18 protein-coding genes are annotated in these 13170 nt (G+C 74.3%); 7 read left to right on the forward strand and 11 right to left on the reverse strand.

The window, feature by feature from the left end; genetic code table 11:
• Nucleotides 1-6: 6 nt before the first annotated feature.
• Entirely contained in the window at nt 7-291 is a 285-nt protein-coding gene (locus AB0C78_RS21275) for an HPr family phosphocarrier protein (protein ID WP_360750438.1), read from the forward strand.
• 48 nt (nt 292-339) lie between these two features.
• On the opposite strand, the gene AB0C78_RS21280 is transcribed toward AB0C78_RS21275, so the two are convergent.
• On the reverse strand, nt 340-1101 hold the full coding sequence (locus tag AB0C78_RS21280) for a DeoR/GlpR family DNA-binding transcription regulator (protein WP_151543486.1): 762 nt from the start codon (nt 1099-1101) through the stop codon (nt 340-342).
• 82 nt (nt 1102-1183) lie between these two features.
• A complete protein-coding gene (locus AB0C78_RS21285) occupies nt 1184-1759 on the reverse strand; it encodes a TetR/AcrR family transcriptional regulator (RefSeq protein ID WP_360750440.1) in 576 nt (191 codons plus the stop codon).
• A gap of 119 nt (nt 1760-1878) precedes the next feature.
• Here AB0C78_RS21285 and AB0C78_RS21290 point away from each other — a divergent pair, with 119 nt between their 5' ends.
• The 4 genes from AB0C78_RS21290 to AB0C78_RS21305 are packed head-to-tail and all read left to right on the forward strand — an operon-like array spanning nt 1879 to nt 4253.
• Nucleotides 1879-2043 (forward strand): hypothetical protein, encoded by a 165-nt coding sequence (locus AB0C78_RS21290; protein WP_360750442.1) that lies wholly within the window; start codon nt 1879-1881, stop codon nt 2041-2043.
• The gene (locus AB0C78_RS21295) at nt 2043-2969 is read left to right on the forward strand and encodes an ATP-binding cassette domain-containing protein (protein ID WP_360750444.1); all 927 of its coding nucleotides are present in this window, start codon (nt 2043-2045) and stop codon (nt 2967-2969) included. Before AB0C78_RS21290 ends, AB0C78_RS21295 begins: the two co-directional genes overlap by 1 nt.
• A gap of 10 nt (nt 2970-2979) precedes the next feature.
• The gene (locus AB0C78_RS21300; RefSeq protein ID WP_360750446.1) at nt 2980-3777 is read left to right on the forward strand and encodes an ABC transporter permease; all 798 of its coding nucleotides are present in this window, start codon (nt 2980-2982) and stop codon (nt 3775-3777) included.
• 17 nt (nt 3778-3794) lie between these two features.
• Entirely contained in the window at nt 3795-4253 is a 459-nt protein-coding gene (locus tag AB0C78_RS21305) for a DUF2218 domain-containing protein (protein ID WP_360750447.1), read from the forward strand.
• Here the strand turns inward: AB0C78_RS21305 and AB0C78_RS21310 are convergent.
• From AB0C78_RS21310 to AB0C78_RS21320, 3 genes are all read right to left on the reverse strand, one after another.
• Nucleotides 4198-5241, reverse strand: a complete 1044-nt coding sequence (locus tag AB0C78_RS21310; protein WP_360750449.1) for an NlpC/P60 family protein — start codon at nt 5239-5241, stop codon at nt 4198-4200. The genes AB0C78_RS21305 and AB0C78_RS21310 overlap by 56 nt on opposite strands.
• 169 nt (nt 5242-5410) lie before the next feature.
• Nucleotides 5411-6349 (reverse strand): M56 family metallopeptidase, encoded by a 939-nt coding sequence (locus AB0C78_RS21315; protein ID WP_360750451.1) that lies wholly within the window; start codon nt 6347-6349, stop codon nt 5411-5413.
• Nucleotides 6350-6353: 4 nt separating this feature from the next.
• Complete coding sequence (locus AB0C78_RS21320) at nt 6354-6731, reverse strand: BlaI/MecI/CopY family transcriptional regulator (protein ID WP_360750453.1); 378 nt, start codon at nt 6729-6731, stop codon at nt 6354-6356.
• A gap of 214 nt (nt 6732-6945) precedes the next feature.
• Here AB0C78_RS21320 and AB0C78_RS21325 point away from each other — a divergent pair, with 214 nt between their 5' ends.
• Nucleotides 6946-7647 carry a hypothetical protein gene (locus AB0C78_RS21325; protein WP_360750455.1) on the forward strand — a complete coding sequence of 234 codons (702 nt, stop codon included), beginning with the start codon at nt 6946-6948 and terminating at the stop codon, nt 7645-7647.
• Nucleotides 7648-7665: 18 nt separating this feature from the next.
• Here the strand turns inward: AB0C78_RS21325 and AB0C78_RS21330 are convergent, their stop codons facing one another.
• Complete coding sequence (locus tag AB0C78_RS21330; protein ID WP_360750457.1) at nt 7666-8031, reverse strand: helix-turn-helix domain-containing protein; 366 nt, start codon at nt 8029-8031, stop codon at nt 7666-7668.
• A 76-nt stretch (nt 8032-8107) separates the two neighbouring features.
• Between AB0C78_RS21330 and AB0C78_RS21335 the strand changes: the two genes are divergently transcribed.
• Nucleotides 8108-8695: a carboxymuconolactone decarboxylase family protein gene (locus tag AB0C78_RS21335; protein ID WP_360750459.1), complete on the forward strand. Its 588-nt coding sequence runs from the start codon at nt 8108-8110 to the stop codon at nt 8693-8695.
• Here AB0C78_RS21335 and AB0C78_RS21340 read toward each other — a convergent pair.
• The 5 genes from AB0C78_RS21340 to AB0C78_RS21360 form a co-directional block, all read right to left on the reverse strand.
• Complete coding sequence (locus AB0C78_RS21340) at nt 8674-9204, reverse strand: TIGR00730 family Rossman fold protein (RefSeq protein WP_360750461.1); 531 nt, start codon at nt 9202-9204, stop codon at nt 8674-8676. The two genes, AB0C78_RS21335 and AB0C78_RS21340, sit on opposite strands and share 22 nt — an antisense overlap.
• A gap of 51 nt (nt 9205-9255) precedes the next feature.
• Nucleotides 9256-10479 (reverse strand): cytochrome P450, encoded by a 1224-nt coding sequence (locus AB0C78_RS21345; protein ID WP_360750463.1) that lies wholly within the window; start codon nt 10477-10479, stop codon nt 9256-9258.
• Nucleotides 10480-10537: 58 nt separating this feature from the next.
• Nucleotides 10538-11299 (reverse strand): muconolactone Delta-isomerase family protein, encoded by a 762-nt coding sequence (locus AB0C78_RS21350; RefSeq protein ID WP_360750465.1) that lies wholly within the window; start codon nt 11297-11299, stop codon nt 10538-10540.
• Nucleotides 11300-11323: 24 nt separating this feature from the next.
• The gene (locus AB0C78_RS21355; RefSeq protein ID WP_360750467.1) at nt 11324-12094 is read right to left on the reverse strand and encodes an SDR family oxidoreductase; all 771 of its coding nucleotides are present in this window, start codon (nt 12092-12094) and stop codon (nt 11324-11326) included.
• 138 nt (nt 12095-12232) lie between these two features.
• Entirely contained in the window at nt 12233-13162 is a 930-nt protein-coding gene (locus AB0C78_RS21360; protein ID WP_360750469.1) for an ADP-ribosylglycohydrolase family protein, read from the reverse strand.
• Between the last annotated feature and the right edge of the window lie 8 nt (nt 13163-13170).

A 13170-nucleotide genomic window follows, 5' to 3' on the forward strand; every position in this document is an offset into this window, starting at 1 on the left:
GCCGGCATGCCCCAGCGAACCGTGACCATCGCCTCCCGCACCGGGCTGCACGCGCGGCCCGCGAACCTGTTCGTCCAGGCCGCCGCGGCGCAGGGCGTCCCCGTCCGGATCCGGGCCGGGGACCGCTCCGCGCCCGCCAACAGCATCCTCGCCGTGCTGGCCCTCGGCGCCGCGCACGGCACCGAGGTGACGCTGGAGGCCGACGACGGGCCCGGCGCCGACGCGGCGCTGGACGCGCTCGCCGCCCTGCTCGCCCGCGACCTGGACGCGGAGGAGCCGGCCGGCGCCTGACCCGCTTCGCGCCCGCGTCCCGGGTCCGGCGACCAGGGGCGCGGGCCGTCAGACCCTGACGACCTCGGGGCCGGCCGCGGCGAGCTCCGCGGCCAGCCCCGCGTCCAGGCCGGTGTCGGTGATCAGCACGCTGATGTCGCTCAGGTCGGCGAACCGGGCCAGGTAGTCGTTGCCGATCTTGGTGTGGTCGGTGAGCACCACGCTGCGCCGGGACGCCCGGATCATCGCCGACTTCATCGCGGCCTCGGCCGGGTCGGGCGTCGTCAGCCCCGCCTCGACCGAGCAGCCGTTGGTGGCCATGAACGCCACGTCGACGCGCAGCCGGTCGAGCGGGCGCATCGCCCAGTCGTCGACCGTCGCCAGCGTCCGCCCCCGCACCCGGCCGCCGAGCATGATCACGCTGAGGTTCGACCGGGTCGCGAGCACCGTGGCCAGCGGCGGGGAGTTGACGATGACGGTCAGCTCGCGGTCGCTCGGCAGCACCTGGACGAGCCGCCCGGTCGTGGTCCCCGCGTCGATGACGACGGACCCGTCGGCGGGCAGCTCGGCGAGGGCGGCCTTCGCGATGCGCTCCTTCTCCGCCGTCATCACCGCGTCGCGGGCCGCGAGCGCCGGCTCGAAGCCGAGCCGCTCGACGGGGATCGCGCCGCCGTGCACGCGGCGCAGCGTCCCCGAGCGCTCCAGCGCCGTCAGGTCGCGGCGGATCGTCTCCATCGTGACGCCGAAGTCCTCGGCGAGGGTCATGACGTCCACCCGCCCGGCCTCGCGCGTGCGGCGGAGGATCTCCTGCTGCCGTTCCTCGGCGTACATGTCGGGCCACCACCGAATCCCACGTTGTTTTCTCTGTGCATAGCCCCGGATATGTGGCGCCGTCAAACCCCGGGGCGGGTGTTCAGCAGTCCGCTCGCAGGCCGGTCAGCGTCGTGCGGACGAGGCGGTGGACCGCCGCCTCCTCGTGCAGGGCACCGGCCGCGGCCAAAGCGTGCAGGCAGTAGGCGGCGAGCTCGCCGGCGGGCACGTCCTGCCGGACGGCCCCGGCGGCGGCCGCATCGGCGATCAACTCCCGGACGAACGCGTGGAGCCGCCGGTGGGCCGCGGCGACGTGCTCGCCGCGGTGCAGCCCGGCGGCCGCCCCGGTGTCGTGGGCCGCGCGGTGGGACACCATCGCCGCGTACCCGGCCAGCACCGCCTCCAGCCGCCGTCCGGCTCCTTCGTTCCCGTCGCGGATCTCGTGCAGCCGCTCCAGGTGGGCGTCGATCTGGCGCTCGTGCCACGCGCGCAGGATCGCGTCGACGTCCGGGAAGTACTTGTAGAGAGTGGCGCGTCCGATGCCGGAGTCCTTGGCGACCTGCGACATGGTCACGCCGGTCGGCCCGTGCGCGGCGACGAGCGCGGCGGCGGCGTCGAGGACCGCCTCGCGCACCGCGTCGCGGTGCGCCGCGACCGTCTCGCTCCAGAGCTTCGGCATGCCGCGATCATACAGCGCGTCCCTAATGGAGACATCTGTCTTGACATAGACACTGTGTATCGCAAAAGCTGGGGCCGGTCGCGCCCGACCGGGGCCGCGCCGTCGAGAGGGAGCCGCTCATGTCCGATCTGCCTTCGCACCCCGACACCGGCCGGCGGGACGAGCCCGCGATCGGCGGCGGCTCCCGGCGCGGCAGGCTCGTCGCGGTCGCCGCCGCCGTCGCCGTGGTCGTCCTGGTCGTCGTCCTGCACCTGACCGGCGTGATCAGCATGGGCGGGCACTGATGATCGAGGCCCGCGGGCTGGTCAAGCGCTACGGTCGCGTCACGGCGGTGGACGGCCTGTCCTTCACCGCCCCGCCCGGATCGGTGACCGGGTTCCTCGGCCCGAACGGGGCGGGGAAGTCGACGACGATGCGGATGGTCCTCGGCCTCGACGCGCCCACCGCGGGCACCGTCACGGTCAACGGCCGCCCCTACACCGGCCACCGCCGCCCGCTCCGCGAGGTCGGGGCCCTCCTGGACGCCGAAGCGGTGGCCGGCGGACGCCGGGCCGCCGACCACCTCACGTGGCTGGCACTGAGCAACGGCATCCCGCGCACGCGCGTCGGCGAGGTGCTCGACCAGGTCGGGCTCGCGTCGGCGGCGCGCCGCCGGGCGGGCGGGTTCTCGCTCGGCATGGCGCAGCGGCTCGGCATCGCCGCCGCGCTGCTGGGCGACCCGCCGGTCCTCATGTTCGACGAGCCCGTCAACGGCCTCGACCCCGACGGCGTCGCCTGGATCCGGACGCTGCTGAGGTCGCTGGCCGGCGAGGGCCGCACCGTGTTCCTGTCCAGCCACCTCATGAGCGAGATGGCGCTGACCGCCGACCGGCTCGTCGTCATCGGCCGCGGCCGGCTCATCGCCGAGACCACCGTCGCCGACCTGCTCGCCGGGGGCGGCGGCGACCACGTCCGGGTCCGCGCCGCGGAACCGGACGAGCTGGCGGAACTGCTCGCCGCGCGCGGCGCCGCCGTTTGCCGGGAGCCGGACGGCGCGCTCCGCGTCACCGGCGCCACCGCCGGCGAGATCGGCGACCTCGCCCGCGCCCGGGGGCTCGGGCTGCTGGAGCTGGCGCCGCAGCGGAAGTCGCTAGAGGAGCGCTACATGGAACTGACCCGCGGCGCCGCCGACTACCGGTCCGCTCCGTCACCCGAACCCGCCGCGAGCTGAAGGACCCGATATGACAGCCATCGCCGCCCCCGCCCGGGGCGATCTCGTCAACGTGGTGCGCGCCGAGTGGCACAAGCTGCGCACCGTCCGCTCCACCGCGTGGGTCGTCCTCATCGCGTTCGCATCCAACATCGGTTTCGCCGTGCTCACCGCGGCGGTCCTCGCGCCCCGGCTGGACGCCGGCGAGCGCGGCCGCGTCGACGTCGTCCAGCTGGCCCTGGCCGGGCTGCACCTGTCGCAGATCGCGTTCGGGGTGCTCGGCGCGCTGGTCATCACCGGCGAGCACGGCAGCGGCATGATCCGCACGACGTTCGCCGCCGTCCCGCGCCGCGGCGCCGTCCTGACCGCGAAGGCGCTGGTGCTCGCCGGGGTGACGCTGGTCGCGTCCACCGCGTCCGCGTTCGCCGCGTACCTGGCCTTCCGGGCGGCGCTGCCCGCGCACACGCTGACCGGGACGGCGCTGTCGGACCCCGGCGTCGCCCGCGCCGTGGCCGGCGGCGGCCTCTACCTCACCGCGCTCGCCCTGCTCGGCTTCGGCCTCGGCGCCGCCCTGCGGTCGTCCGCCGGCGCCATCGCGTCCCTGTTCGGGCTGCTGTTCGTCCCGCCGCTGCTGCTCGACCTGCTCCCGCGGTCCTGGAAGGACACCGCCGGGCCCTACATCCCGATGCAGGCGGGCGACCAGATCTACATCGCCTCGCACCGCGAGGCCGTGGCGCTCGGCCCCTGGACGGGGTTCGGCGTCTTCTGCTGCTACGCGGCCGTCGCCCTCCTGGCCGGCCGTCTCGTCACCGACCGCCGCGACGCCTGAGCCGGAGGGGCACTGCCATGTACGCATCGTGGGCCGGCGTTCCGACCGATCGCGCCGTCCGATACCTCGCGCAGCTCTGCAAGCACACCCATCAGGTGAACGACCTGGGCCCCGATCACGCGAACCGGAGCGGCCACGGCGGCGACGGAGCGGGGGTCCGTCTCCAGCACGTCGAATGGTCGGACGCCGAGGGCGTCATCCAGTTCGTGGAAGGGCGCTGCACGCTGCGCGCGACGAGCACGGCCCTCGTTCTGCACGCCGAGGCCGACAGCCCCGAACGGCTCCGGCGGATCCAGTCCGCCATCGCTCTGCGTCTCGAAGGAATCGGCCGCCGCGACCGGCTGGCCGTCGTCTGGGAGCCGGCCGGCGCCGGCCCGGCGACCGGCCGGGACGCGGGCCCGGGCCCGGGCGGCGAGGCGGTCAGGCGACCCGCACTCCCCCGGCGAACGGGCGTCCCGCGATCGGAGCGATCTTGACGACGTCGCCGGTCTGCGGGGCGTGGACCATCTTGCCGTTGCCGATGTACATGCCCATGTGGTGCAGGTCGCTGTAGAAGAAGACCAGGTCGCCGGGCTTGAGCTGGCTCTGGCTCACATGGGTTCCGGCGCTGTACTGGCTGCCGGTGTAGTGCCCGAGGCTGATGCCGACCTGGGCGTAGGCGTACAGGGTGAGGCCGGAGCAGTCGAAGCCCTTGATGCCGGCGCCCTGGGCGGTGCCGTAGCTCGGGCCGGACGCGGTGCCGCCGCCCCAGGAGTACGGCACGCCGAGCTGGCTCAGCGCGGCCCGCACCGCCCCCATCGCCTTGGCCGACGCACCGCCGGAGCCGACACTGGGGATGGACCCCGGCCGCGAACCGGTGCTGGAGTAGGTCCCCAGCTGGCGTTCGACCTTCTTGAGCTTGACCTGGAGCTCCTGGCGCTTCTTCTTGGCCTCGCCGGTCAGCCGGCGTACCTGGGTCGCGCGCGCTTCGGCGGCTTTGCGCGCGCGCTCGGCGCCCTGCATGGTCTGCAGCAGCTGGACGACACGCGTGTTGTCCTGGCCGGCGAAGTAGTTGAGCGCCGCCGAGCGGTCCAGCACGGCCTGCGGGTCGCCGGCCGAGGCGAAGCTGATCGCCGGGTCGACCGGGCCGTTCTTGTAGGCGTCGGCGGCGACCCTCGCCAGCCGGTCGCGCGCCTCAGCCAGCGCCTTCTTCTGCCGGTCGGCGCTGGTCCGGGCCACCGAGGCGGCCTTCTGCGCCTGCCGCAGCCGCTCCCGCAGCCCGTTGTACTGCTCGCTGAGCTTCTCGGCCTCGTCGGCGAGCTCCTTCTGCCGCGCCGTCAGCTCCTTCTGCGACGGCTTCGGCTTCGCCTCGGCGGTCGCCGGCGCCAGGAGCCCGGCGGAGAACACCACGGAGACCGTCCAGGCGGTGCCCGCGGTGATCCGGCGGCGGGCCGGCGTCGTGGTGCCGGCAGCTCGTCGCTGCATGCGCTGTCCTCTCCAGTACCGCCTGCCGGGACGGCGTCCGCGGGGTCCGGCGGGGCCGCCGGCCGTCCCCGGCGGGGACGCGTCGCCGCGACCTCCTACGGAGCGTAGGAGGTCGGGCGCCCGCACGCCACCCGAGTACCAGAATTCAGCCGATAACCTGACAAGCCCCTCAGCAGGTCGTGGACAGCTCCGCGATCGCCACGGCGCCCACCAGCAGCGGCGTGGCGACGGCCACGGCCGCGAACGCGCAGGCCGCGAGCCGGACGGACCGGCGCGGCCGCACGGGGGCCGACGTCTCCAGTCGCAGCACCCGCTCGACCAGCGCCGCCGGTCCGGACTCCCCCGCCGCGCCCAGCGCGCCCGCCGCGCCCGGCGCGGCCGACAGCCGGCACAGCGCGTCGACCAGCGTCCGCCGCCCGTACACGCTCGCGGCGGCGTCGTCCGCGGCCATCTCCAGCAGGAGCGGCAGCCTCGCCTTCGCGCGCCGGACCGTCGGCAGCCACGGCAGGAGCGCATGGACGAGATCCAGCATGAGCAGCAGCGCGTGGTGGCGCTGCCGCAGGTGAGCGCGCTCGTGCGCCAGGACCGCGCCGAGCTCGGCGTCGGTGAGCGCCTCCTGCGCGCCCGTGCTCACCACGATCGGCCGCCGCCGCGCGGGAAGCGAGTACGCCACCGGGACGGGGTGATCGAGCACCAGGACGTCGGCGTGCCGGCCGTCCTCCCGGGCGACCAGCCGCAGCATCTCCCGGTGCCGACGGCGGCGGCGGACGGCCCGGCCGAGCCGCGGAAGGCCGCTCGCCAGCCGCGAGCAGCAGGCCGTCATCAGGACCAGCGTCGCCGCCGCGGCCATGGCCACGGCCGGCGCCCCGTGGTGCGGCAGGCAGTCGCGCAGCCACTGCAGGAGACCGTGACCGGGCCCGGGCGGCGCGATCAGCGCGACCACCACGACGGCCGCGTTCGCGATGAAGGTCCCCGCCAGAGCCGCCGTCCAGCAGGCGATCGCCACCCCCGGCCCGGCGGGCCGCCGGCGCGACCGGTCGAGCACCGGCCCCGCGAGAAGGCCCAGCAGGACGGCCGACACCGCCAGGGCGAGCACCGGGAACAGCACGCGCTCAGGCCCGGTCGTCGGAGGCGCGGCGGCGGAGGACCTCCAGCAGCCGCCGGGCGTCCTCGGGCGGGACGCTCTCGGCGAACCTCGCCAGGATCGCGCCGTGGTCCGGGGCGTCGGTCAGCACGTCCAGCATCAGCTCGACGGCGTACTCCTCGCGCGCCCGGGTGGGGCTGTAGCGGAAGGCCAGGCCGTCCTGCGTGCGCTGCAGCATCCCCTTCTGCGCCAGGCGCTCGGCGACCGTCTGCACCGTGTTGTAGGCCAGCGCCTTGTCGGCGTTCTCGTTCAGCCTGGCCAGCAGCTCGCGGATCCGCAGCGGACCGGGCGCCGCCCACAGCACGTCCATGATGGAGCGCTCGAGCGATCCAGCCAGTCCGGCCACACGGCCACCTCCGTCCTCCCCACATTGTGCCGGAGAAGCGGCGCATGCCGGGCAGGACGACCGCGGCGACGATCGTGGCCGCGTCCGCGTGCCCCGCATGGCGTACTGGCCGCCAGTGGACGGCCGCTTCCGCGGGGCTCGTCTTGTCCTGGTGGAGCGCCGGTCCGATAGTTGCTGCCAGGGGCCGGGTGGGTGCGCCGGAGGCGGGGCGATCATGCAGATCATCGAGGTGACCGGTTTCGGGGTCCGGTCGGCCGTGATCACCATGCGGCGCGGGGACACGCCCTTGCGGTTCGTGCTCTTCCCCATGCTCCACGTCGCCTCACCGGCGTTCTACGCCCAGGTCAGGGCCCGGCTGGAGGGCTGCGATGTCATCGTCGCCGAAGGGATCCGCGGCCACTCCCGCCAGGTGGGCGCCCTGACCTTGGCCTACCGGTTCGCGCCGCGCCGGCGCCGCAACGGCCTCGTCGAGCAGAAGGACGCGATCGTGCTGCCCGCCGCCGTCCCGCTGCTCAATCCCGACGTGACCGCGGCCCAGGCCACGGCCGACCTCAAGACCCTGCCCCGCTGGATGTACGCGCTGCTTCTGGTGGCCGCTCCCGTGTTCGGCCTGGTGTTCACGGTGCGGGGTCCGCGGGCCTTCCTGGACACGGACCTCGAGGTCGACGACCTGCCGAAGACGAGCCGCGCCGAGGCGCTGGCCGACGGCCCGGTCATTGAGGCGCTGACGGCCCGGCGCGACCGGCTGCTGCTCGACGCGCTCGGCGAGATCCACGCGGAGTGCAGCGAGGAACCGATCACCGTCGCGGTCGTGTACGGGGCAGGCCACATCCCCGCCGTCGCCGCCGGGCTGAGAGACCGGTACGGCTACCGGCCGCGCGAGGCCGAGTGGCTCACCGTCTTCAGCCAGATGTAGCCGGGGTGGGGCGGGCATTCATTCGGCCGATGAGGCCGTCCTCGCCGCCCACCGCTCGGCCCATGTCTCGAGCCGCATGAGGTCGGCGCACAGCGCCCGGCCGTCCTCGGTCAGGGTGTAGCCGCGGTCGCCGCGCCGGACGATGGCGGCCTCGTCCAGCTCCGCCAGCCGCTGGGCGAGCACGCTGGAGGAGACGCCGTCGCACCGCTGCTGGAGCTCGCGGAAGGTGGCGGCGGGGCTCTGGGCGAGCTCCCAGATGACGCGGAGCGTCCAGCGCCGGCCGAGGAGGTCGAACAGCGCCATGATCGGCCGCCCGGTCGCCGAGCCCCGGACGGGCCGTCCCGGCAGCGGTGTGGACGGCGGGCCCGCCGGACCGTCCGCCATGGGCGTGCTCCTTTCGGTCGCCGGGCGCCCGGGAAGGGCGCTTCTTTTTCCGAAGCACCGGTGCTAGCGTGGCCGCATGCCTCGATTTTCAAAGCACACGGTAGCGCCGCGCGTCGCCCCCGTCGAACCGCCCCACGACCCGGAGACCGCCGCCGCGCTGGAGGCGCTGGGCCCGCCGATCGCCCTGTTCAGGGTGCTCGCCCGGCGGCCCGAGCGGGCGCACGGCGTCCACGGGTGGGGGCGGTACTACCTGTCCCGCCGGACGGCCCTGAGCCTGCGGCACCGGGAACTGGTGATCGACCGCACCACGGTGCGGTGCGGAGCCGAGTACGAGTGGGGCGTCCACATCGCGGTCTTCGCCGGCAAGGCCGGGCTCGACGACGAGCAGATCCGCTCCCTAGTCGCGGGCGGCCCGGACGACGGCTGCTGGACCGACCCCGCCGACCGCGCGGTGCTCCGCGCGGTCGACGCCCTCTGCACGGCGAACGACCTGTCGGACGGCCAGTGGCGGGAACTGGCCGGCGCGGTCGGCGACGAGGCCGCCGTGGACCTGCTCCTGGTCTGCGGCTGGTACCACGCGATCTCCTTCGCCGCGCGCGTCCTGCGGCTCCGCCCCGAACCCGGCACCCCGGCCTTCGCCGACTACCGCGACTCCTCGAGGTAGGCCATGGCCTTCGCCGGCTCGTCGGCGAAGAACACCAGGTCGGCGAGCGGCCGCGGCAGGAACCCCTCGTCCTCCATGCGCTTGAACTGCGCCTTCAGCCCGTCGTAGAAGCCCGCGGTGTTCAGCAGCACCAGCGGCATCTCCGTCTGGCCGTGCTTCTTCAGCTCCAGGATCTCGGTCGCCTCGTCCAGGGTCCCGGTCCCGCCCACCATGATCACCACGGCGTCCGCCTTCTCCAGGAGCAGCCGCTTGCGCTCGGCCAGGTCCGCCGCGATCACCATGTCGTCCACGCCGGGCCGGACCTTGTCCGCCAGGAACCGCACCGAGACCCCCATGAGCCGCCCGCCCGCCGCGTGCACGCCGTCCGCCACGACCCTCATGAGGCCCGTGTTCGAGCCGCCCCACACCAGGGTGTGGCCGGCCGAGCCGATCAGTTCGGCGAACTCCCGCGCCGGCCTCGTGTAGGTCTCGGACAGGTCGGCCGCGGACAGGAAAACGCAGATCTTCATGCGATCACCGTACGGCGGCTCGCCCGCGGGCGGTCGCGACGGCCCGGCTCGCTAGCGGGGGCTGAGGCGGACGGGCATGTGGCGGACGCCGGAATGCTTGTTGCTTCTCGTGTATTCGAGCGGGCCGGTCGGTTCGACCGAGTCCACCCGGTCGAGGAGGGTGTCGAAGACGACGCGCATCTCCACGCGGGCCAGCGCGGCGCCGAGGCAGAAATGGCCGCCGCGCCCCAGGGCCAGATGGGGGTTCGGGGTGCGCGCCATGTCGAAGCGGTACGGGTCGGGAAAGACCTCGTCGTCGCGGTTGGCCGACGCCCACCAGAGCGTGACCTTGTCTCCCGCCCGGATCCGACGGCCGCCCATCGTGACGTCCCGGGTCGCCGTGCGGCGATTGTAGGGCGTCGGGGAGGCCCACCTCAGCATCTCCTCGACCGCGGCCGGGAGCCGCGCCCGGTCGTCCCGGAGCCGCGCCCAGGCCCCCGGGTCGTCGATCATGGCGTGCATTCCGATGGCGATGGCGTTCCGCGTGGTCTCGCTGCCCGCCGCGATCAGCAGGTTGAAGAGCATCTGCTGTTCGAGATCCGGCAGCGGGTCCCCGTCGATGCGGGCGTGCGCCGCGAGCGAGAGCAGGTCGTCGGCCGGTTCGGCGCGCTTGCGCTCCAGCAATGCCGAGCCGTAGGCGAACATCTCCGCCGCGGCCTGCCGGGTGCGGTCGGTGCTCTCCCCCAGGCCCCGGTCTTCATGGTCGAGCGTGGCGTCGGCCCACAGCAGCAATTGGTGCCGGTCCTCCTGCGGGACGCCGAGCAGCTGCGCCACGGCCTGCAACGGCAGCTCGGCCGCGACGTCGGTCAGGAAGTCGCAGTCGCCCTTCGCCAGCGCCGCGTCCACGATCCGCCCGGCGCGCCGCCGCAGGTCGGCCTCGATCATCCGCAACGCGCGCGGGGCCAGGCTCGGCGTCAGCAGGCGCCGGAACCGCTGGTGCCGGGGGTCGTCCATCATGTTCAGCAGGACGCCCGCGGCGAACCCGCCGGGAAGGTCCTCGATGAGCGTTCCGCCGCCGTCGCGTCCCGGCCCGCCCTCGGAGGAGAACGCCGCGCCGTCGGACGCGGCGGCCACGATGTCGGCGTACCGGCTGATCACCCAGAACCCCTCGCCGCCCGGGGTGTTCGCGGTCGCGGGATGGAACCAGACCGGCGCGTCCCGCCGGAGCGCGTCGAAGACCTCGTACGGGAACCCGCGAGCGAACCGATCCAGATCGGTCAGATCAACGCCGTCCATCGTCCCAGGCTGGCAGCGGGAAGAATGAGAAGCAACTGCTTGGTTGGCTGGGTTCCGGCTAGGCGGCGAGGTAGGTCTCGTACACGACCCCGTCCGGGCGGCGGCCGCCGACGGTGACGAAGACGCCCTTGTTCAGCCACTCCAGATCAGGGGCGGCCGTCTCGATGCGGGTGGAGGCGCGGAAGACGTACTCGCCCGGGTCGACCTCCTCACCGCGGCCGAGCCGGGCGAGCACCTCCGCGCTACCGTGGCGCACCGAACGCGACCGGACGGAGAGCAGATCGCCGCCCTCGGTCCGCAGCGTGTAGCGGATGTCGCCGAGCGCGGAGCCGTCCGGCAGGACGGTCTGCCAGTCGGCGCTCACACCGGGCAGCAGGACACCCCGGAGGCTCGGGCCGGTGAAGGTCCCGCCCGTCAGCGCGACGATACGGCGGCGTCCACCGGCGGCCTCCCCCACGTCCAGCGGCGGGGCGAGGGCGGCTTCCAGCCGGTACACCAGCGACAGCCGGGGATCGGGCAAGCGCCCGCCGGCCGCGGCGGGATCGTTGGGATGGGCGTCCAGCGGCCTGACGGTGACGCGCATCCAGTCGTACAGCGGCAGGCCGCGGAGCAGGGCGTCGAGCTGGGAACGGTCGTCCGCGCGGTACAGCCCGAGGATCCGGTGTTCACCCGACTCGTCCCGCACCGACCAGATCCGGGCGATGTGGCCCCGCGCCGCCAGGTCGGCCGCGGCGGCCGCCTCCGCCTCCTGCCGCCGGGCGACGTCGTCCTCGGGAGTCCCGTCCGGGACGTCGACCTGGAACTGGACGAGGTATTCCATGACGATCTCCTCCCACCGGTGCGGTCACCCGGTGAACTGCTGGCCGCCGTCGATGTCGAAGGTCGCCCCGGTCACCGCCGTGTTGGCCATGAGGTGCAGGGCCAGCGCCGCGACGTCGCCCGGCTGGACGACGCGTCCGATCGGCAGGGAGCCGCGCAGCTCTTCGCGCCGCCGCTCCAACTGGTCGCCGAGCAACCGCGCCGACAGCGGCGTGTCCACGAAACCGGCGGCGATGAGGTTGGCCCGGACCGGCGCCAGCTCCAGCGCCAGCACGGCGACGAGCGCGGGAAGCGCCACCGTCAGCGGCGACGACACCGCGAGCCCGAGCGCGGGACGCCGCGCGCCGGTCCCGCCCATGAACACCAGCGAACCCCCCGCCGGCATCCGCGCGGCCGCCGCGCGGGCGATGCGGATCGGCAGCCACAGGTGCTCGTCGACCTGTCGCTGCGCCTCCGCGAAGTCGAGGTCGGCCAGGCGCGCGTAGTAGTTGCTCCCCGCCGTCACCATCACGTGGTCGACGGGGCCCGGCAGGCCGTCGAAGAACCGCTGGAGGCGTTCGGGGTCGGTCGCGTCGAACGCCACGGTGCCCGCCGCGCGGACGTCGGACGCCGCGTCCCGCAGCCGTTCCGGATCGCGGCCGACCAGGACGACGTCGGCGCCCTCGGCGCCCGCCAGGCGGGCCGTCTCCCGCCCGATGCCCGAGCTCCCGCCGATCACCACCACCGTCCGTCCCTGCAACGGCGCGTCGCGCTGCTGAGAAGAGCCGGGCTGCTGAGAAGAGCCGGGTTCCGTCATGCCGCTTTCCCCTGGTCACGAGATGTGTCGGTCCACCCGTGCCCTTCCCGCGACGCCCCCGATGCCCCCGCCCGCACCGAGATCCTGCCCCGCCCACCAACCACCCTTGACCACCCCTTGCCCCCGCCGACCTTCACGTCAGGTCATGAGGCGGCGTGCGAGATCGAGGAGGTCCGGCAGCCGCAGCACACGGTCGCCGAAGCCCGGCAGGGGGACGTGGAGGGCCTCGGTCCAGCGGGCCGGGATCGCGTCCAGGCCGTAGCGGGCGCCGGCGAGGCCGCCGGTGACCGCCGCGACGGTGTCGGTGTCGCCGCCGAGGTCGATCGCCGCCCGCACCGCTTCCTCGTAGCCGCCGGTGGTGCGCAGCGCGCAGACCGCCGAGCCGAGGCAGGGCCAGACGGCGCCGTTGAACTCCGTGGCCTGGTCGGGATGCCAATCGGGGGCGAGGACGACCGCATACCGCTCGCGATGTCCAAGGGGCACCGCGTCCAGGACGTCCGGGATCGCGGCGAGCGGATCAGCGCCGTGCAGCGCGCGGCGGACGAGCTCGTGGAAGACGGCGGTGCCCTCCCAGGCCGCGCGGTCCCCGTGGGTGAGGGCGGCGATGCGGCGGGCCGCGTCCATGGTGGTCTCTTGCCCGGCGCGCGCGAAGTGCACCGCCGACGTGGCGGCGCGCATCAGCGAGCCGTTGCCCGCAGCGCGACGGTTGACCTGGAAGTGGACGGCGGCGGCCAGGTCCCACGGCATGCCGCTGGTGAGGACGTCCTCGGTCTGCAGCCCGATGTCCTTCGGCTCGGACGCTGCCCATCTCTGGAAGCGGGCGAAGATGTCCGGCAGGTCCAGCCCGCCGCGGTCGATCAGGGAATCCGCGACCAGCACCGCCATCTGCGTGTCGTCCGTCGCCTCACCCGGGTCCCAGCCTCCGCCGCCGCACATCTCGCCGCCCGCGCCGGGCTCGGGGAAGCGAGCGGAGAACGCGCCTGGTGGGCCGAACTCGAATGGTGCTCCCAGTGCGTCGCCTGCCGCTGAGCCTATGACCGTGCCGAGCGCGCGTTCTTTCCAGTTCATCGGGTGGG

Source organism: Actinomadura sp. NPDC048394, assembly GCF_040651755.1.
GTDB lineage: Bacteria > Actinomycetota > Actinomycetes > Streptosporangiales > Streptosporangiaceae > Spirillospora > Spirillospora montaniterrae.